The sequence below is a fragment of the Aquabacterium sp. NJ1 genome (assembly GCF_000768065.1).
Taxonomy (GTDB): domain Bacteria; phylum Pseudomonadota; class Gammaproteobacteria; order Burkholderiales; family Burkholderiaceae_C; genus Aquabacterium.
Genome location: NZ_JRKM01000001.1, coordinates 3,180,924 through 3,200,632, shown reverse-complemented (window position 1 = coordinate 3,200,632; position 19,709 = coordinate 3,180,924). Strand labels below are relative to the sequence as shown.

The following is a 19,709-nucleotide window of genomic DNA, read 5'->3' as shown; positions in this document are numbered from 1 at the left end:
GAACAGGGCGCGCGGCCTTTGCCTGGCCGCGCGCTCATGACGGTCTGAAAAGGCTCGATGCCCTGTCCTGCACAGGGCATCGATCACCGCGCCCCTACGCCATGACAAGTCTGTATCACCGCCATGCCGGCCACACGCTGGGCGCCCTGTTGTGCCTGGCTGCCCTGCCCTCGCTCGCCAACGAGCCCAGCCCAGCCTTGGCCACATCGACCGCTGCCAGCGGGGTGCTGCCCGCCATCACGGTCAAGGCCAGGCGCATACCCAAGTCCCCGACCAGCAGCCAGCTGGATCAACGCAAGGGCCTGAACCGCTTGAAGGCCGGCGAAACCGACACCACCAGGCTGATCGAGCAGACCCCCGGTGTGAGCGCTTACAGCGCGGGCGGCCTGTCGAGCCTGCCCGCCATCCACGGCCTGGCCGATGATCGCGTGCGCGTGCAGGTCGATGGCATGGATCTGCAAGCCGCCTGCCCCAACCACATGAACTCGGCCCTGAGCTACATCGCACCGGCCAATGTGGGCGAGATCAAGGTATACGCGGGCATCACGCCGGTCAGCGCGGGCGGCGACAGCCTGGGCGGCAGCATCCAGGTCAACCAGGCTGCACCGCGCTTTGCCGATGACGACGACCAGCCCCTCGTGCAGGGTGAAGCGGGCTTTTCGCTGCGCAGCAATGGCCGGGCCCAAAGCAGCCAGCTGTCTGCCACCTACGCCACCCGGTCTTTGAGCCTGAGCTACAGCGGCGTCACAGGCCAGGCCGACAACTACCGCGCGGCACGCGGGTTCAAGCCCGCGCAAGCCGGCACGGAGGGCGGGCGCATCATCCCCGCTGACGAGGTGGCCTCGTCGGCCTACAAGTTCATCAACCAGGATGTGAAGCTCGCCTGGCAGCATGACGAGCACCTGCTGGAGCTCAAGCTCGGTGAACAGCACGTGCTGTTCGAGGGCTTTCCCAACCAGCGCATGGACATGACCGGCAACCGCAACACGCTGGTCAACCTGCATTACAAGGGCGACTTCGCATGGGGCGAGCTCGATGCGCGCGCCTACACGCAACGCACGCACCACACCATGGACATGGGCCCGGACCGCTACCAGTACGGCACCGGCATGCCCATGCTCACGCGGGCCAGCACCGACGGCCTGCAGTTGACGGCCTCGCTGCAGCTCACGCCGCAAGACACCTTGCGTGTGGGCAGCGAAGCGCTGCGCTACAACTTGTACGACTGGTGGCCACCTGTGGGCGGAGCCATGGGGCCACGCGCCTTCTGGAACATCGACAACGGGCGGCGCAACCGCCTGGGCGCCTTTGCCGAATGGGAAGCCAGCTGGACGTCGCAGTGGTCCAGCGAGCTGGGCTTGCGCCATGACATCGTGCACGCCGACACCTCGGCCGTGCAAGGCTATGACAATGGCCTGCAGGCCACCTGGGGCCAGGATGCCAGCGCGTTCAACGCCCGCGACCATGCGCACACCGACCGCAACTGGGACTTCGTGGCGCTGACCCGTTATCGCCAGGACGCCCATGAAACGCTGGAGCTGGCCTACGCCCGCAAGAGCCGCTCACCGAGCCTGTACCAGCGCTACCCCTGGTCCACCCAGCCCATGGCCGCCTTGATGAACAACTACGTGGGCGACGGCAACGGCTACATCGGCAACGAAGACCTGCAGCCGGAAGTGGCCCACACGCTGAGTGCCTCCGCGCAATGGCAGGGCGCCGATCAACAGGCCTGGCAGATCAAGCTCACCGGCTACGCCACCTACATCCAGGACTACATCGACGCACAGCGTTGCCACACCGGCCAGTGCAGCCCGGCCAACCAGACGGCCACGTCCGGCTTCGTGCTGCTGCAGTACGTCAACCAGGGTGCGCGGCTGCATGGCCTGGATGCCTCGGGCGAGGTGGAGCTGGGCCGCTCCGACACCTGGGGCCGCTTCAGTGGCACCGCCCTGCTCAACCTGGTGCACGGCCAGAACACGGTCACCGATGAACCGCTCTACAACATCATGCCCGTCAATGCACGCGTGGGCCTCGTCCATCGGCTGGCCGGCTGGACCAGCACGCTGGAACTGCAAGGCGTGCAAGGCAAGCGCCGCGTCTCGGCCGTGCGCAACGAGATGCAGACAGGCGGCTACAGCCTGGTCCATGTCAAGACCAGCCGCGACTGGGGCCCGGTGCAACTGGACATGGGCATCGACAACGTCTTCAACCGCTTTTACGAACAGCCTCTGGGCGGCGCTTATGTCGGCCAGGGCGCCTCGATGAGCACCAACACCATCCCCTGGGGCACCGTGGTGCCGGGCATGGGTCGCGCCATGAAGCTGGCGATGACCCTGCGCTATTGATCAGGCGCCATGCCCCCTGCGCCCTTGACGCTGCACCTCGAACCGCACCTCGCATTCCAAAGCACCATCATGAACATCACCTCCTCCACACCAGCCTGTTTGTCAATGCTGCTGGCCACTTCGCTGACCCTGACGCTGAGCGCCTGCGGTGGCGGTGGTGGCGGCGCAGAGGTTGAAGCGCGACCCCAAACCTTGTCGGTCACCGCCAGCCCTTCATCAACCATGGCCGTGAACGGCTCGGTCACGCTGGCGGCCACAGCCAGCTCGGGACTGCCGGCCACCTACCGCAGCACCACGCCCGAGACGTGTTCTGTCGAAGCCGACACCGGCGTGGTCACGGCCAAGGCAACAGGCCCTTGCCGCATCGAGGTGGCGCAAAGCGGCAACGAAACTTATGCGCCGGCCACATCGCAAGCCATCGTGTTCACGGTGATGCCCGACCCGCACCAGCTCATTCAATTTGGCACACCACCCACACTGGCACTCGGGGGCACGGCCACCGTCGAGGCCACGTCCACATCGGGCCTGCCCGTGCGCTACAGCAGCCTCAGCCCCGAGGTGTGCTCGGTGAACGAACGCAGTGGTGAACTCCAGGCACTGACCACAGGGGACTGCATCGTCGCCGCCGATCAGGCCGGCGCAGACGGCATCCTGCCGGCACCGCAGGCCACGCAGACGATCCCCATCGAGGTGCCCGCCAACCTTTCCGTGCCGGGTCAAGCCCAGGCCGTCACGGCCACGGCGGGTGACAACCTGCGCACCGTCATCGTCAAGGCCGGCGCCGTGGACAGCGGCGGGCTGCCCATCACACGCTACACCGTGGCCTCCGTGCCCGCAGGCATCCAGGTGGACAGCAGCACCCTGCCTGCCACCCTCACCTGCCCCGTGACTTGTGCGGGCTACGCCTTCACCGTCTCGGCGCGCAACAGCCTGGGCCAGGGCCCGGCCTCCGTCGCGGCGCACGTGATCACACGCTACAAGGTGATCACCACGTTCAAGGAGCCGGACACCTATCCCCGCAACACCCTCTTCACGGGCAGCTTCATGCTGGATGCCACCACAGGCACGGTCTCGCAGCTCAGCGGCACGCTCACGGAATCGATGACCGGCTCTGCATCCGGTACGGCCCCCTACTTCGACATGGCCCAAGTGACGCTGAGCCATCAGCTCTCGGTGATCAAGGATGACGCGCTGGGCGGCGTGCTGGTCAGCACCTTCCGCAACAGCAGCACCCCCACCTTCTGGACAGGCCTGGGCAGCGATGACTGGTCACCCGCGACCGGTGTCGCGGTGGGCGGGCTGCACTACGGCTACCCCAGCAAGGCCACCGGCATCGCCAACCCGGGCAACGCCTACGCCATGATCTTCGTGAACACCAGTGACCCCACGGCCGCGCTGACGCCAGCCCAGCTTGCCCGGATCGCGTACGCCGACTGCGTGCCCACCGCAGCAGGCGGCATGCAGAACGGCGGCGGGATGATGGGCGCGGTGTGCATGACCGGCACCAGCCCGGCGGGCTATGGCGCTGTCGGCACCATGAGCGGCGAACCCTTCAGCCAGGTGATCACGAAGATCGCCGACTGAACCGGGGCCGGTATCAGGGCTGATGCCAGTCCTTGTGATGGGCCGGCAAGATGCTGCCATCGGCCACGACCACCTTGTCGCGCCCGGCCCGTTTGGCCGCGTACAGGCTCGCGTCGGCGCGTGCGATCACTTCGGCCCAGTCCTCGTCCTGATGCAGGCTCTGGGCCACGCCGATGCTGATGGTCAACTCAAGGCGCCGGCCTTCGCTGCACACCACGTCCATCTGCGCCACCTGCTGGCGCAAGCGCTCCGCCACCTGGCGTGCGTCTTCCAGGTCGGCCGTGGCCAGCACGATGAGGAACTCCTCACCGCCGATGCGCCCGACACGGTCACCCTCACGCAGGCGCGCGTTCAACAGGTGGGCCACCTCGCGCAAAACCTCGTCGCCCTTGCCATGCCCATGGCGATCGTTGATGCGCTTGAAGTGGTCGACGTCACACATCATCAGGCACAGACTCTGGCTGGCTTGGCGGCGATCCCGGTGCAAGGCTTCCAGGTGCGCCAGGATGGCTCGGCGGTTGAACAAGCCGGTGAGCGCATCACGCTCGGCCATGTCGGCCAATTGCACTTCAAGCGCCTTGCGCTCGGTGATGTCGAGGATGGTGCCCACGATGCCGCTGAGCTCGCCTTGCGCGTCATACAAGGCCGCCTTGTGGAACACCACGTGGCGGCGCTCGCCATCGCAGCGCTTGATCTGCGCCTCGTAGCGTTGCTCGCCACCCGCCTGCATCAAGGCCGCATCGGCATCGAAGTGTGACTTGGCATATTCCTCGGGCGAGATGTCGAACACCGTCAGCCCGATGATCTCGCGGCGGCGGCGCCCGATGAGGCGTGCAAAAGCCCGGTTGCAGCCGCTGTAGACACCGCGCCGGTCCTTGAAGAACACCGGTGTGGGCAGCGCATCCAGCACGTCCTGAACCTGGTCAGGTAACAAGTGAGACAACAGCAATTCACCGCCCCGGATGAGATCAAAACCTATCTGACATTATCAATGTAATGGTTTGAAAGTCACGCGCAGGATTCACGCTTTGGGGCTTCTGAGGGCCTTCACCAGTTGCAGCACCAACATGGTGCTCACCACGGCCACGCCCACCGCCACGCCGCTGTGGGCATCGGGCAGATCAAACTTGAACAAGGCCCTCAAGGCGGGCACCGAGAAGACCAGCCCCAGCAGGCCGGCCGTCAGCGCCAGCATGCGCCACAAGGCGGGATTGGGTTTGAACGCCGCGGCCAGGATGTGGCCACCGAAGCTGCGGTTGCTCAGGATCAGCACCACATTGGCCGCCACCAGCGACAGGAAGCCACCGGCCCTGGCCACCGTCTCACCCACCCCCTGATGCAGCAACCAGGCATAAGCCGCGGCCACGATGGCCAGCACGAACAGGCCTTGCAGCAGGCTCCAGGCCATCATGCTGCGCGTCAGCAAGGGCCGGCCGGGCTCACGCGGCGGGCGGCGCATGATGTCGCGCTCCTCGGGCTCGGCCTCGAACACGATGGAGCACACCGGATCGATGATCAGCTCCAGGAAGGCGATGTGCACGGGGTTGAACAGCAGCGGCCAACCCATCAGCAAAGGCAGCAGCGTGAGCCCCGCAATGGGCACATGCACGGCCAGCACGAAGGCCATGGCCTTGCGCAGGTTGTCGTCAATGCGCCGACCGGAGCGCACCGCCTGCGCGATCGTGCCGAAGTCATCGTCCAGCAGCACCATGGCCGCCGCCTCACGGGCCACGTCGGTGCCGCGTGCGCCCATGGCGATGCCGATGTCGGCGGCTTTCAGGGACGGTGCATCGTTGACCCCATCACCCGTCATGGCCACCACCTGGCCACTGGCCTGCAAGGCCTTGACGATGCGCAGCTTCTGCTCGGGCATCACGCGGGCAAACACGGCCGCCTGCGCCACGCGTTCACGCAAGGCCTCATCAGACAAGGCCGCCAGGTCCTCGCCCTGCACCACGCCACCTTGCACGTCCAGGCCGGCCTGGGCCGCGATCGCCAGCGCCGTGACCGGGTGATCCCCGGTGATCATGGCCACGTGGATGCCTGCCTCGCGACAGGCCTGCACCGCGTCACGCACCGTGGGGCGCAGCGGGTCGGCCAGCGCCACCAGGCCCAGGTACTCGAAGTCGAAATCGTGCTGCAAGGCCGGCCAGGTGCTGTGCGCATCGGGGCCGTGGTGCGTCGAGCGCGCCACGCCCAGCACGCGCATGCCCTGGCGCGCGAACACATCGGCCGCCTGGCGCACCTCGGCCAGCCTGGCGGCATCCAGGTGGCACAGATCGGCAATGGCTTCTGGTGCGCCCTTGGTCGCGATCACATGCCCATCGTGCCCCGGCGCCCGCCACACATGCGACATGGCCAGCATCTCCGGGCTCAGCCCGTATTCATGCACCATTTCCCACTCGATGTGGGCCACCTCGTCGGCGGACAGGCATTGCTCGCCCAGGGCCCAGAAGGCCTTTTCCATCGGGTCGAACGGGTCGCGCTCGCTGGCCAGGATGCCGTGCTGCAGCAGCGTGCGCAAGGCGGGCGACAAAGGGGCACCGCCCTCGTCCTGCACCAGCCAGGTCTGCCCCGGCACCTGCATGGCCACGATGTGCATGCGGTTGAGCGTGAGGGTGCCGGTCTTGTCCGTGCACAAGACGGTTGCCGTGCCCAGGGCCTCGATGGCGCTGGCGCGCCGCACCAGCACACGCTGTTGCGAGATGCGCCAGGCGCCCATGGCCATGAACACCGTCAGGATCAGCGGGAACTCCTGCGGCAGCAAGGACATGGCCAAGGTGATGCCGGCCAGCACGGCCGCCAGCACATCACCACGCGTCCAGATGTACAGCAAGGCGGCCAGCACGCTCAGGCTCACCCCGGCCACGGCAAAGGTGCGGACCAGCGCACGCGTCTGCTGTTGCAAGGCCGGCTGCGATGATTCGATCTGCCGCAAGGCCACGCCGATGCGGCCCATCTCGCTGCGTGCGCCGGTGGCGCTGACCTCGACCACGCCCTGCCCACGCACCACCATCGAACCGGCATACACCCAGGCCTGGCCGTCGCCACCAGGGCGGGGCTGGCCCAAGCCTTCAGCCCAGGGCACCTTGCCCACAGGCACGGACTCGCCCGTCAACAGTGACTCATCGGTCAGCAGGTCATTGGCCTGCAAGAGGCGCCCATCGGCAGGCACACGGTCACCCTCTTCCAGCACCACCAGGTCACCCGGCACCACCTCGCGGCCGGCAATGCGCTTGCGCTCGCCGCCCCGCAGCACCAGGGCACGCGGGCTGCTCAGGTCCCGCAAGGCTTCCAGCACGCGCTCGGTGCGGGTCTCCTGCACCAGCGAGATCAGCATCGACAGGATCACAAAGGCCAGCAGCACGCAGGCCTCGCCCACATCACCCAGCACCAGGTAGATGGCCCCGGCGCCGGCCAGCAGTTGCAGCATGGGTTCGCGTGCCACCTCGGCGGCGATGCGCCAGCCGGTGCGCCGCGCCGCCTGTGGCAGCTCGTTAGGCCCGTGCTCGCGCAGGCGCTCTGCGGCTTGTGCCTCCGTGAGGCCGATCAATTCAGGCAAGGGTGCTCCCCAGACGCTCGTGCAGCAGCACATCGATGTGCGTGACCCGGATGGGCTTGGGCACATAGTCGTCAAAGCCGGCATCCCGGATGCGCTGCACGTCCATGGGCATGGCATTGGCCGTGACCGCGATCACCGGCGTGTTGCGGGTCTCGGGCTTGCTGCGCAATTGCCCCAGCACGGCATAACCGTCCATGTCGGGCAGGTGGATGTCCAGCAGGATCAGATCAGGCCGATGCGCCCGGGCCAGATCCAGCCCGAGCTGCCCAAGCGGCGCCGAGATCAGCGACACGCCCTGGTGGCGCGACACGATCTGCGTCATCAGCTGCAGGTTGGCGGGGTTGTCTTCCACATACAGCAGCGTGGCCGTGCGGGGAGAGGGCAGCACACCCGACTTGGTCGGCCCCATGGGCGCAGGCATCGTGGCACCGGCGCCCTGGGCATCCAGCGCTTGCACGTGTGGCATGGCCTGCGGCAGGTCCACCCAGAACACGCTGCCTTCCCCTTCCTGGCTGCGCACCCCCATGCTGCCGCGCATCAACTCGGCCAGGCGCCGGCACAGGCTCAGCCCGATGCCCGTGCCTTCGATCGGGCCGGCCTCGGCCCCCAGGCGATTGAAGGGCTGGAACAACAGCCCGAGATGGCGTTCGGCAATGCCCATGCCCGTGTCACGCACGCTGATGCGCACAAACTGCCCGGCCTGCACCTGGGCCTCCAGCCACACCTCGCCGCCCACCCGGTTGTACTTGATGGCGTTGGACAGCAGGTTCAGCACGATCTGCCGGACACGGATGGCATCGGCCATCACGGCCAGGCCCTGCATGTCACCGGTGTGCAGACGCACTTGCTGCTTGTCGGCCAGCGGCTGCATCAGTGACAGCAGCTCACCCACCAGTTCCGAGACCTCCACCACTTCGGTGTTGAGCGCCACCCGCCCAGCCTCGACCTGCTCCAGGTCCAGCACATCGTTGATGAGGTGCAGCAGGTGCTTGCCGGCACGCAAGATCTCCTGCACATGGCCTTTGGTGCGCGGCGAGCTGCCCGCATCCATCTCGATGAGCTGGGAGAAGCCCAGGATGGCGTTCATGGGGGTGCGCAGCTCATGGCTCATGCGCGACAGGAACTCGCTCTTGGCCCGGCTGGCCTGCTCCGAAGCGTCACGTGCCAGCACCAGTTGGCGCGAGCGCTCCTGCACGATTTTCTCCAGCTCTTCGCCATGGCGCGCCAGGGCCTGCTCGGCCAGCTTGCGGTCCGAGATGTCGCGCGAGAGCATGATGAAGTGATCCCGCCCGTGGCCAGGCATGCGCTTGCGCGCTACCGACAGCTCGAACCAGCGCTCGCCTTGCGGCAGCGGCAGCTTGATGTGCGTGCCTGAAGACGCTCCCTGTGCGGCAGCCTCATGCAAGGCCTGCATGACCCCGTCGGCGGCCTCCGGTGGCATCACGTCCTGCACACGGCGGCCTCGCAGATCCTCTGGTGGTGCAGCCAGCAGATCGGTGCGGCTGGCACGGAAGTCCACATAACGGCCATCCAGATCCAGCTCGAACAGCAGGTCGGGGATGGCCTCCAGCGTGGCATTGAGTTGCGCCAGCGTGCGCTCGGTCTCCTGCTTGGATGCGGTCAATTGCACCAGGGACTCCGACAGCTGGGCCGTGCGCGCCTGCACGCGACGCCGAAGGCCGATGTTCCAGGCGCCCAGCATGAGGGCCAGCACCGCCACGGCCAGCACGGCATACACGCCATCGCGCAGGTAGACCGGCACGACCGGCGACTCGATCGCCGAGCCCAGCCAGTGCGCCTGCAAGTCGTGCATCTCCGCCGGCGTGATGCGCGCAAAGCCATCCTGCACCAGCTTGAAGGTGGCCGCATCGCCCTTGCGCACCGCCCAGTGGAACTGCCCGATGTACAGCGGCCGGGTGCTGCGGAACTGTTGCTCCAGCTGCTTGCGGACCAGGAAGTAGGTGGCCGGCGGCTTGTCCTCGCAGAACACGCGCACCTCGCCCACCGCAGCCGCGTCGACCACAGCCTCGTAGCTCGGGTAGCGCCTGAAGGACTCCAGGCCCTGGTTGGTCAGGTAATCGATACAGGCATCGCCCTCCTTCACCCCGATGGTGAAGCCCTTGAGCGACTCCGTGTTGCTCAGGCCGCCGATGCTTTCATGAAAGTAGATCGGGACCTCGACGTCGCTGTAGGCGGGGCCGAATTCATAGAGCCCCTTGCGCGCAGCCGTCTCGAACATGGTGTCGATGACATCGGCACGCCCTGTCAGGATCTGCGCCTGCGCCTTGGCCCAGTCCATGCCGACCAGGTTGACCTTGATGCCCGTGCGGGCCGACCACAGGTCCCACACATCCTTGCGGATGCCTTGCAGACGGCCTGCATGGTCCCGGAACACATAGGGTGGGTAGCTGTCGTCGATGACAACGGTGATGCTGTGCGGCGCGCCAGCAAGCGATACAGGCCCAGCCGGTTGGAACGACAAGGCCTGAGGGGGCATAGGCTGGGCATGCACCAGACCAGCCAGCCCCCAAAAGCAGAGCAGGCCCGCCAGCGGCCAGATGCCGAGCCACGCCCGAACGGACACGATCAGGCGTGCCCAACCGGCGCCATGCCGGTGCCCCGAACCAGACTCACGGACAGACATCTCGAACGCTTCCCCGTTTGTTTTCTGGACAAGGGCCTGTCCCGAAAACATTGTGGGAAGCATTATGTCCTCAACACTTCGAGAAATCGGGCTTGCGCTTTTCCATCACGGCGCTGATCGCCTCCTTGGCGGCCGGGCCTTGCAGCAGCTGGCCGAAGTGCTTGAGCTCTTCGTTCATCACGGGCGCCAGTTGCGTCTGCGACATCTTCATCAGCGACTTGGTCACACGCAGCGAGGCCGCCGGCTTGGCGGCCAGCTTGGCGGCCTGCGCCTGGGCATAGCCGTTCACCTCGTGCGGTGGCAGGATGCGGTTGATCAGGCCCATTTCCAGCGCCTCTTCAGCGTAGAAAGCCTCGCCCAGCATCAGCTTCTCGGCAGCCTTGGGGTAGCCGATGATCTGCGGCAGCAGCAGGCTGGCGCCGGCCTCGGGGCACAGGCCCAGGTTCACGAAGGGCAGGCTGAAGGCGGCGTTGTCACCCGCGTAGACCAGGTCGCAGTGCAGCAGCAGCGTGGTGCCGATGCCCACGGCCGGGCCGGCCACGGCGGCCACGATGGGCTTGGGGAAGTCGCGGATCGCGTTGAGGAAACGCACCACGGGCGCCACCTCGCCACCCGGCTTGCTGACGGGCGGGTTGTTGAGGAAGTCGGCCAGGTCATTGCCGGCGGTGAAGATCTCGACGGCGCCCTGGATCACGGCCACGCGGATGCTGTCGTCGCCGGTGGCGGCTTCCAGCTCTTCGGCCAGACGGCTGTACATCGCCGTCGTGATGGCGTTTTTCTTGTCCAGGCGGTTGAAGGTCAGCGTCAACACACCGGCTTCACGGTGTTGCAGGATCTCGCTCATGGGCCACAGTCTCCAGGTTCTTCGAAATTCACGGGGAGCCTGAATTAGACGCCACATTCGGGCGGTTTGGGCGACATCGGCAGGACAGGATCGGCGACAAATGACAAAGGCCCGGTGATCACCGGGCCCGTTCAACGCGCGGTGTCATCCGCGCTGGCGTGATGTGAAAAACAGCGACCCGTCAAAGCCCCAGCAGGGCATACAGCGCGTTGCTGATCCAGCTGAACAGGGCGATGCCCTCGGCGTTCTGCACGGTGCGCTGGGTTTCATAGGCGCGCATCACCGGCTTGCTCGAGTCCAGCAGGTTGTCCACGAAGGCGCCCACGTCAGGCAGGTTGGCTTCCTTGATGCCCGTGCCGCTGAAGGTGGCGGTGGTCAGCGTGTGCGACTTGAGGAAATCGCGGCCATAGGGCACGTAGTAGCCCGTGTTGCTGTACGGCTTCATGGCGTTCACCCAGGTGCCCACTTCCTTGATCCACTTGGCGTTGAGCAGCTCGTCGCGCCTGGCGCCAGCGAGTACCGCGGCAATCTCGGGGTAGAACTTGGTGTACGAGAAGGACGAGAAGATCGCGTCGCGCTGGAACAGGGCGTAGCCCAGGCGGTCCTGCGGGAAGACCTTGGCCAGGCCGGTGGTCAGGCTACCCAGGTTGTCCACCGTGCCCGCCGTCGGGAAGGTGGCGATCATCTTGGAGGCCAGGCCGTTGTCACCGTCGAGGCCCCAGGCCGCGCGGATCTTGTTGTGCAGCAGCACCGAAGGAGCCTCGTCCGGCGTGGCATTGCGGTCCACCTGGAACAAAGGGCCCGAATCGGCCATCAGCGCCGATTGCTTGGGCTGGTCAGCCAGGCGGATCAGGCCGTACATGGCCGTGGCGCCCACGCCGCCAGCCGAGAAGCCGGTCACCAGCAGCTGGTCCTGCCTGGGCAGGTAGCGGCCCACCCAGTTGGCGATGGCCTCACCGTTCTTGAAGCCGCGGTGGTAGTAGGTGATGGGCGCGCTTGGGTCGGCATCGCCGTACACGGCCGTCTTGTTGCCGGTGTGCACGTCACCCGTGCAATAAGGCGCGTAGATGATGTTCCAGCTTTGCGTCTGCACCTTCTGCAGCGGGTGCGTGCGCGAGGTGAAGGGCGTGATCAGGCCACCCAGCGCCAGGCCGGTGCTCATGTAGTTGGTGGGGATGCCCTTGTAGTTGGTGGCACCCAGCACGCCGTCCTTCATCTGGCAGGCGTTCTGCTCCCAGCAGGCGCCACCACCTTCGAACACGATCACGGTCTTGGCCATGTTGGCCGCTTTGGTGGTGCGGTTGACGAAGAAGCGGTAAGGCGTGCCATTGCCGCAGCTGGCGCCGGATTCGGCCGGGGCCTCGATGGCTTCCCACTTGTTGAAGCTGGCGGGTGCGGCGCCCACGTTGCCGGTGGTGTTGGGCGTCCAGGGTGTGGCGACGGCCCAGGCAGACGAAACGGTGAGGCCGGTGGTGACAAGGGCCGTGAAAACCGTGGCGATGGCGCTCAGGCCGAACTGCACAACGTGGCGTTGCATGGGGTTGCTCCGGGGTGGTCACGCCCGCCACCATGGAAAAGGGATCAGAGCGTCACAGAATGAATTTGAAGTGCATTGTGTCGACTCGCTTAACGCGCAGCATCGGTGCAAACGGCATAGCCCGATCAGGGGGCCGCGTTATCCCGCAGGGGCATGCCCCGACAACCAGCCCAGGGCCATGGGCCACAGGCGCTCGGCCGAACTGGGCTTGAACAAGCCGAAGTGCCCGATCTGCTTCATGCCCAGCTGATGCGGATGCAGATGCTCGAAACGCACCGGCGCCTTTTCGTACAGGCGGTAGAGCTTGCGGATGCCGGCCGGCTGCAGCAGCTCGTCGTCGTCCAGCACCACGGCTGTGATGGGCACCTGCACCTGCGCATAACGGGCGCGCAAGGCGGGGCCTTCGGCGCCGAGATAATCAGGGTGCAGGCACCATTTGCGCCACTGCCACATGGCCGCTGCGGGCAGGTCGCCCACAGCGCCCAGGCGCTTGCCCGGGAAGTAGCCGGCCACGCCGATGGCCACGGGCGCGAGCACCCACCACAGCAATGGGGCCTGCAGGCGCACGGCCGGCGCGTTGAGCCGCCAGTAACCATTGCCGCTGGCCACGGTGAGCACACGCTCGAAGCGCTCGGGCTGGTCCAGCCAGCCGAACAGCTGGCCGCCCAGGCTGTGGCCCAGGTAGGTACGCGGCACATCGGGCCAGCGGGCGCAGAAGGCATCCACCACGGCGGGCAAGTCTTTCGTGGCCCAGTCGGTGATGCTGGCCTTGTAGCCCCGCAAGCGCGGCGGCGCGGACTCGCCCATGCCGCGCCAGTCAAAGCTCATGACGGCGATACCTTGCGTGCTCAGCCATTGCGCAAAGGCCTCGTAGAAGCGCTGCGGTACGCCCATGGCCGAGGTGATCAGCACGGCGCGTTGCACAGGGCCGTGAGGCGTGTCGGGGGTGTAGACACGTGCAGCCAGACGATGACCGTCTTGGGTGGTGATGTGGAGGGCGTCTTGCATGGTCTTTTGTTTGGGGGCGGACTTCAGTGCGGTTGGGCGCGACCTGGGGGCGCGGGTGATCGGGCTTCGCTCCTGACGCGGGCCACCACCGCGCCACGCATGGATGACCTCGTCAACACGAGCCTGGCTAGGCATGAGTCAGGACACCGCGAATGGTCGCTGCGCCCGCTCACCCGCACCCCCAGGCCCATCCACACCGAGGCCCGCCCCCCCAACAACGCCAGCAAGCGCGCGGTGGTGAGAAGGTCGGGGCAGAGGGCGGCAAGCCGCCCTCTGCCCCGACCGCCCCGCCCCGCCACGGTGTGTCGCGGGATGGTGGTGGTGTGTGCCTGCAAAGCGACCATTCGCGGTGTCCTGATCAGCTGCATGGGCAGGCCCGTGTTCAAGAGGCCAAAGTGAACCAGCTCGGTGGTGCCCCGCGTCAGGAGCGGCGCAGGCACACACCGCCACCGTCCCGAAACCCTCACCGTCAACCACCACAACCCAAAAACCTCACCCAAACACGCACATACAAAAAAGCCCGCAAGGATCACTCCATGCGGGCTCGTCGTTCAAACCGCCATCAACCGGGCCTCTACAAGCACCCGATCAACAGCCTGTCTGAAGCCGATCATCACAGGCTGTCGACGCGCTCGAAAATGCCAGCAGCACCTTGGCCGGTACCGATACACATCGTCACCATGCCGTACTTGCCGCCCGTGCGACGCAGACCGTGCACCACGGTCGCAGCGCGGATGGCACCGGTTGCACCCAGCGGGTGACCCAGGGCGATCGCGCCGCCCATCGGGTTCACCTTGGCGCGGTCCAGCACGTGGCCCTTGCTGTCCAGATCCTTCAGCACAGCCAGCGACTGAGCAGCGAACGCTTCGTTCAGCTCAACCCAGTCCATGTCCGAAGCCTTCAGGCCTGCGTATTCCAGAGCCTTGGGGATGGCTTCGATCGGGCCGATACCCATGATTTCTGGAGGCACGCCCTTCACGGCGAAAGCCACGAACTTGGCCAGAGGCTTCAGGCCGTACTTCTCGCAAGCTTCCTTCGAAGCCAGGATCAGGCAGCCAGCGCCGTCAGACGTCTGCGACGAGTTACCGGCCGTGACCGAACCCTTGGCAGCGAACACGGCACGCAGCTTGGCCAGGCCCTCCATCGAGGTGTCAGGACGGGCGCCTTCGTCACGGTTGATGACCTTCTTGGTGATCGTCACTTCGCCTGTTTCCAGGTTAGGTGTACGCACTTCGACTTCGATCGGGGTGGTCTCGGCATCGAACCAGCCAGCTTGTTGAGCGGCGATGGCACGACGGTGCGATTCCACAGCGAAAGCGTCCTGCTCTTCGCGGGTCACCTTCCACTGCTCGGCCACCTTCTCGGCGGTCATGCCCATGCCGTAGGCGATACCGACGTTCTCGTCCAGGTCCACGACCTTGGGGTTGAACGAAGGCTTGGAACCGCCCATGGGCACCATGGACATCGATTCCACGCCACCGGCGATCATGACTTCGGCTTCGCCCACACGAATGCGGTCAGCAGCGATCGACACGGCGGTGATACCGGCCGCGCAGAAGCGGTTCACGGTGGCACCGGCCACGGTCTTGGGCAGGCCAGACAGCAGCGTGGCGATCTTGGCCACGTTCATGCCTTGTTCGCCTTCAGGCATCGCGCAGCCCACGATGGCGTCTTCGATGGCAGCAGGGTCCAGCGTGGGAACTTGCTTGAGGGCGCTCTTGATGGTGGCGACCAGCAGATCGTCAGGGCGGGTGTTCTTGAACACGCCGCGGCCAGACTTGCCGATCGGGGTGCGGGTGGCGGCAACGACGTAAACGTCGCGGAGTTGCTTAGACATAGATTTGTCTCCGATCGATCAGTTGCGGACAGGCTTGCCGGTCGACAGCATGCCCATGATGCGTTCTTGCGTCTTGGGGTTGTCCAACAGCGTGCAGAAGTGCTTGCGCTCCAGGGCGTGCAGGTATTCCTCGCTCACCAGGGTGCCGCCATCGACGTCGCCGCCGGTCAGCACATCGGCGATGCAGGAGCTGATGTAGTAGTCGTGGGCAGAGATGAAGCCGCCATCACGCATGTTGATCAGCGACGACTGCAGCGTGGCCTTCACGTTGCGGCCGGCCACAGCGAATTGCTTCTTGGCAGGTGCGCGGTAGCCGGACTCGAACATGGCCTTGGCTTGGGCGATGGCCACGTACAGGACTTCGTCCTTGTTGGGCACGATCACGTCGCTGTCCAGCAGGTAGCCGAACTTGCGGGCTTCGATGGCAGAGGTTGCCACCTTGGCCATGGCCGCAGCCTGGAAACCTTCCTTGACGAAGCCCATCAGCTCGGCGCCGACCATGCCGGACACGCCCTTGGACGCTTCGACTTGCTCAGCAGCACGGCGAGCCAGGTAAGCCAGACCGCCGCCGCCAGGGATCAGACCCACGCCGACTTCGACCAGACCCACATAGGTTTCCATGGCGGCCACACGCTTGGCAGCGTGCACAGCCAGTTCGCAACCACCACCCAGGGCCAGGCCGTGCATCGCAGCCACGGTCGGCACGTTGGAGTAGCGCAGCGACAGCATGAAGTCCTGCAGTTGCTTCTCGAACGGGGCGATGGCCTTGCCACCACCGCTCATGAAGGCGGGCATCATGGATTGCAGGTCGGCACCAGCAGAGAAGGGGCCGTCTTGCGTCCAGATGACCATGCCCTTGTAGCCGGCTTCAGCGATTTCCAGACCCTTGGCCAGGCCAGCGGTCACTTCGGCGCTGATGGTGTGCATCTTGGACTTGATCGAAGCGATGACCACTTCGTCGTCCAAGGTCCACAGGCGGATGGCGGCGTCTTCAAACAGGGTCTTGCCAGCGGTGGCCGCGTTCGGGGCTTGCGAGCCCAGCACGTTTTCACGGAAGGCCTGACGCTTGTAGACGGGCAGATCGCGGATGGGCACGTACTTGCCGGTCTTGGGCGACCACGAACCTTCGGCGGTGTGCACACCGTCGCGGCCGTCGAACACCCAGGCGGGCAGCGGGGCCTTCGACAGGGCCTTGCCCGAATCGATGTCGGCCTTCACCCATTCAGCCACTTGCTTCCAGCCGGCTTCTTGCCAGATTTCGAACGGGCCTTGCTTCATGCCGAAGCCCCAGCGCATGGCGAAGTCCACTTCGCGAGCGGATTCGGCGATCGATTCCAGCGTCACGGCAGCGTAGTGGAAGGCGTTGCGCAGCAGGGCCCAGATGAACTGGGCTTGCGGGTGAGCGGACTCACGCAGGGCCTTCACGCGCTCGGCAGCAGGCTTCTTGAGGATGTCGGTGACTTCCTTGTCGGCCTTGGCGCCAGCAGGCACGTATTCACCGGTTTCAGCGTTGAACTGAAGGATGGTCTTGCCTTCCTTCTTGAAGAAACCAGCCTTGGTCTTCTGGCCGAAGTTGCCCAGGGCCAGCAGCTTGTCCAGCGCCACGGGGTTGGCGAAGCAGCTGTTGAACGGGTCATCCTTGGCGCCGTTCTGCAGGGTCTTGATGACATGTGCCATCGTGTCCAGACCCACCACGTCGGCGGTACGGAAGGTGGCCGACGAAGCACGGCCCATCTTCTTGCCGGTCAGGTCGTCGACGACGTCGTAACCCAGGCCCGAACGCTCGACTTCGCGGAAGGTCAGCATCATGCCGGCCACGCCCACGCGGTTGGCGATGAAGTTGGGGGTGTCGTATGCACGAACCACGCCCTTGCCCACCACGGAGGCCGAGAAGGTCTCCAGCTTGTCGACCACGTCAGGCGCGGTGAACTCGGTGGGGATCAGTTCCAGCAGGAACATGTAGCGGGGGGGGTTGAAGAAGTGGATACCCAGGAAGCGCGAACGCAGCTGCTCGGGCAACACATTGGCCATGGCCGTGATGGACAGACCGGAGGTGTTGGTGGCCAGGATGGCCTTGTCGTTCACGAAGGGCGCGATCTTCTTGTACAGATCTTCCTTCCAGTCCAGACGCTCGGCGATGGCTTCGATGATCAGGTCGCAACCACGCAGCTCTTCGAGGTGCTCTTCGTAGTTGGCTTGCTGGATCAGCACGGCGTCTTCGGCCACGCCCAGGGGCGAAGGCTTCAGCTTCTTCAGGCCTTCGACAGCCTTGGTCACGATGCCGTTCTTGGGGCCTTCCTTGGCGGGCAGGTCGAACAGAACGACCGGCACCTTGCAGTTGACCAGGTGGGCCGCGATCTGGGCGCCCATGACGCCGGCGCCGAGCACGGCAACCTTGCGCACATTGAATTGACTCATGTTCTCTCCTAGCAGAACTTGGGAAATGGAGATGGAAAAGGGAGGCAGTGGACCCACCTCCCTTTGAACGGCCTGTTGATTAGAACAGGGCTTCGTCCATTTCCACCAGGGGCTTCAGACCGGCCTTGGCCGTGATCATCAGGGTCTCGACTTCAGGCAGCAGCTTGGCGAAGTAGAAGCGGGCGGTGGCCAGCTTGGCGATGTAGAACTTGTCGCCGGAGGATTGCTTCTCCAGGGCGATCTTGGCCATGCGGGCAAAGAAGTACGAGTAGACCAGGTGGCCGACCACGCGCAGGTAATCCACTGCAGCGGCGCCGACTTCGTCAGGGTTCTGCATGCCCTTCATGCCGATTTCCATGGTGAAGGCTTGCACCTTCTGGCCCAGGTCAGCCAGGGGCTTGGTGAACTCTTGCATGGCTTCGTTGTCGGCGTTTTCCTTGACGAACTTGCCCACGAGCTTGCCGAACTTGGTCAGCTTGGCGCCAGCATCGCCCAGCACCTTGCGGCCCAGCAGGTCCAGCGATTGCACGGTGTTCGTGCCTTCGTAGATCATGTTGATGCGGGCGTCGCGCACGAACTGCTCCATGCCCCACTCGTGGATGAAGCCGTGGCCACCGTAGACCTGCTGGCAATGCGTCGTGGCAGCCCAGGCGTTGTCGGTGATGAAGGCCTTGACGATCGGGGTCAGCAGGGCGACGGTGTCGTCGGATTCCTTGCGGACGGCTTCATCAGGGTGGTTGTGGGCCTTGTCCAGCTCGATGGCGGTGAAGTAAACCAGAGCGCGAGCACCTTCAGCCCAGGCGCGGGCGGTCAGCAGCATCTTGCGCACATCGGGGTGCACGATGATGGGGTCGGCAGCCAGGTCGGGGCGCTTGGGGCCCGACAGGGCACGCATCTGCACGCGGTCCTTGGCGTAGTTCACGGCGTTTTCGTAAGCGACTTGGGTCAGGCCCAGGGACTGGTTGCCCACGCCCAGACGGGCACCGTTCATCATCACGAACATGGCTGGCAGACCACGGTGAGGTTGGCCCACCAGGGTGCCGATGGCTTCTTCCAGAACGATCTGGGCGGTGGCGTTGCCATGGATGCCCATCTTGTGCTCCAGGCCAGCGCAGAAGATGCCGTTGCGCGAACCCAGCGAACCGTCGGCGTTCACGTTGAACTTGGGCACCACGAACAGGGAGATGCCCTTGGAACCAGCGGGAGCATCCGGCAGGCGAGCCAGCACCAGATGGACGATGTTCTCGGCCATGTCATGTTCACCGGCCGAGATGAAGATCTTGGCGCCGGTGATCTTGTAGGTGCCGTCGCCCACGGGCTCGGCCTTGGTGCGCAGCAGGCCCAGGTCGGTACCGCAATGGGGTTCGGTCAGGCACATCGTGCCGGTCCACTCGCCGGAGGTCAGCTTGGGCAGGTACAGCTTCTTTTGAGCGTCGGTACCGTGGGCTTCCAGGGCGGCATGGGCACCGTGGCTCAGGCCAGGGTACATCGTCCAGGCCTGGTTGGCCGAGTTGTTCATTTCATAGATGGCCTGGTTGACCAGCTGAGGCATACCCTGACCGCCCCACTCCGGATCAGCCGACAGAGCCGACCAGCCGTTTTCGGTGTACTGCTTGTAGGCTTCCTTGAAACCGTCAGGTGTCTTGACTTCGTGGGTTTCCTTGTTCAGGACGCAACCTTGGGTGTCGCCAACCAGGTTCAGGGGGGCCAGCACCTTGGAGGCGAACTTGCCGCCTTCTTCGAGCACGGCATTGACGGTGTCTTCGTCCAGGTCTGCGTAAGCAGGGATCTGCTTGAGTTCATCAACAGCGCCCAGCAGTTCATGCATCACGAATTGCATGTCGCGCAGCGGGGGATTGTAGGAAGGCATCGTGAAGCTCCTCGGTCAGAAATACACGTTAAACAATGAAAAACCTGATCTACGTGGCCA

General features: G+C 65.2%; 11 protein-coding genes. 2 read left to right on the top strand and 9 right to left on the bottom strand.

Features of this window, described 5'->3' with window-relative positions; genetic code table 11:
• Positions 1–101 precede the first annotated feature (101 nt).
• On the top strand, positions 102–2,345 hold the full coding sequence (locus JY96_RS13725) for a TonB-dependent siderophore receptor (protein ID WP_052162508.1): 2,244 nt from the start codon (positions 102–104) through the stop codon (positions 2,343–2,345).
• Between the two features lie 69 nt (positions 2,346–2,414).
• On the top strand, positions 2,415–3,929 hold the full coding sequence (locus tag JY96_RS22335) for a hypothetical protein (RefSeq protein ID WP_152606504.1): 1,515 nt from the start codon (positions 2,415–2,417) through the stop codon (positions 3,927–3,929).
• 13 nt (positions 3,930–3,942) lie between these two features.
• On the opposite strand, the gene JY96_RS13715 is transcribed toward JY96_RS22335, so the two are convergent.
• The 9 genes from JY96_RS13715 to JY96_RS13670 form a co-directional block, all read right to left on the bottom strand.
• On the bottom strand, positions 3,943–4,872 hold the full coding sequence (locus JY96_RS13715; RefSeq protein ID WP_152606503.1) for a GGDEF domain-containing protein: 930 nt from the start codon (positions 4,870–4,872) through the stop codon (positions 3,943–3,945).
• Positions 4,873–4,950: 78 nt separating this feature from the next.
• Positions 4,951–7,491, bottom strand: coding sequence for a cation-translocating P-type ATPase (locus JY96_RS13710; RefSeq protein ID WP_235333928.1), 2,541 nt, complete (start codon positions 7,489–7,491; stop codon positions 4,951–4,953).
• On the bottom strand, positions 7,484–10,135 hold the full coding sequence (locus JY96_RS22330) for a transporter substrate-binding domain-containing protein (protein ID WP_052162504.1): 2,652 nt from the start codon (positions 10,133–10,135) through the stop codon (positions 7,484–7,486). Before JY96_RS22330 ends, JY96_RS13710 begins: the two co-directional genes overlap by 8 nt.
• A gap of 70 nt (positions 10,136–10,205) precedes the next feature.
• The gene (locus JY96_RS13700; RefSeq protein ID WP_035038228.1) at positions 10,206–10,979 is read right to left on the bottom strand and encodes an enoyl-CoA hydratase; all 774 of its coding nucleotides are present in this window, start codon (positions 10,977–10,979) and stop codon (positions 10,206–10,208) included.
• Between the two features lie 181 nt (positions 10,980–11,160).
• Complete coding sequence (locus JY96_RS13695) at positions 11,161–12,516, bottom strand: pectin acetylesterase-family hydrolase (protein ID WP_052162503.1); 1,356 nt, start codon at positions 12,514–12,516, stop codon at positions 11,161–11,163.
• Between the two features lie 138 nt (positions 12,517–12,654).
• A complete protein-coding gene (locus tag JY96_RS13690; RefSeq protein WP_035038225.1) occupies positions 12,655–13,524 on the bottom strand; it encodes an alpha/beta fold hydrolase in 870 nt (289 codons plus the stop codon).
• A 613-nt stretch (positions 13,525–14,137) separates the two neighbouring features.
• A complete protein-coding gene (locus tag JY96_RS13680; RefSeq protein WP_035038220.1) occupies positions 14,138–15,361 on the bottom strand; it encodes an acetyl-CoA C-acyltransferase in 1,224 nt (407 codons plus the stop codon).
• A gap of 18 nt (positions 15,362–15,379) precedes the next feature.
• Positions 15,380–17,779, bottom strand: coding sequence for a 3-hydroxyacyl-CoA dehydrogenase/enoyl-CoA hydratase family protein (locus JY96_RS13675; RefSeq protein ID WP_035038217.1), 2,400 nt, complete (start codon positions 17,777–17,779; stop codon positions 15,380–15,382).
• Between the two features lie 79 nt (positions 17,780–17,858).
• The gene (locus tag JY96_RS13670) at positions 17,859–19,649 is read right to left on the bottom strand and encodes an acyl-CoA dehydrogenase C-terminal domain-containing protein (protein WP_035038215.1); all 1,791 of its coding nucleotides are present in this window, start codon (positions 19,647–19,649) and stop codon (positions 17,859–17,861) included.
• Between the last annotated feature and the right edge of the window lie 60 nt (positions 19,650–19,709).

Bases quoted from the DNA above. Each gene is read 5' to 3' on its own strand.
- JY96_RS13695 (WP_052162503.1), bottom strand. From the start codon at position 12,516: ATGCAACGCCACGTTGTGCAGTTCGGCCTGAGCGCCATCGCCACGGTT.
- JY96_RS13680 (WP_035038220.1), bottom strand. From the start codon at position 15,361: ATGTCTAAGCAACTCCGCGACGTTTACGTCGTTGCCGCCACCCGCACC.
- JY96_RS13670 (WP_035038215.1), bottom strand. From the start codon at position 19,649: ATGCCTTCCTACAATCCCCCGCTGCGCGACATGCAATTCGTGATGCAT.
- JY96_RS13675 (WP_035038217.1), bottom strand. From the start codon at position 17,779: ATGAGTCAATTCAATGTGCGCAAGGTTGCCGTGCTCGGCGCCGGCGTC.
- JY96_RS13725 (WP_052162508.1), top strand. From the start codon at position 102: ATGACAAGTCTGTATCACCGCCATGCCGGCCACACGCTGGGCGCCCTG.
- JY96_RS13700 (WP_035038228.1), bottom strand. From the start codon at position 10,979: ATGAGCGAGATCCTGCAACACCGTGAAGCCGGTGTGTTGACGCTGACC.
- JY96_RS13690 (WP_035038225.1), bottom strand. From the start codon at position 13,524: ATGCAAGACGCCCTCCACATCACCACCCAAGACGGTCATCGTCTGGCT.
- JY96_RS22330 (WP_052162504.1), bottom strand. From the start codon at position 10,135: ATGTCTGTCCGTGAGTCTGGTTCGGGGCACCGGCATGGCGCCGGTTGG.
- JY96_RS22335 (WP_152606504.1), top strand. From the start codon at position 2,415: ATGAACATCACCTCCTCCACACCAGCCTGTTTGTCAATGCTGCTGGCC.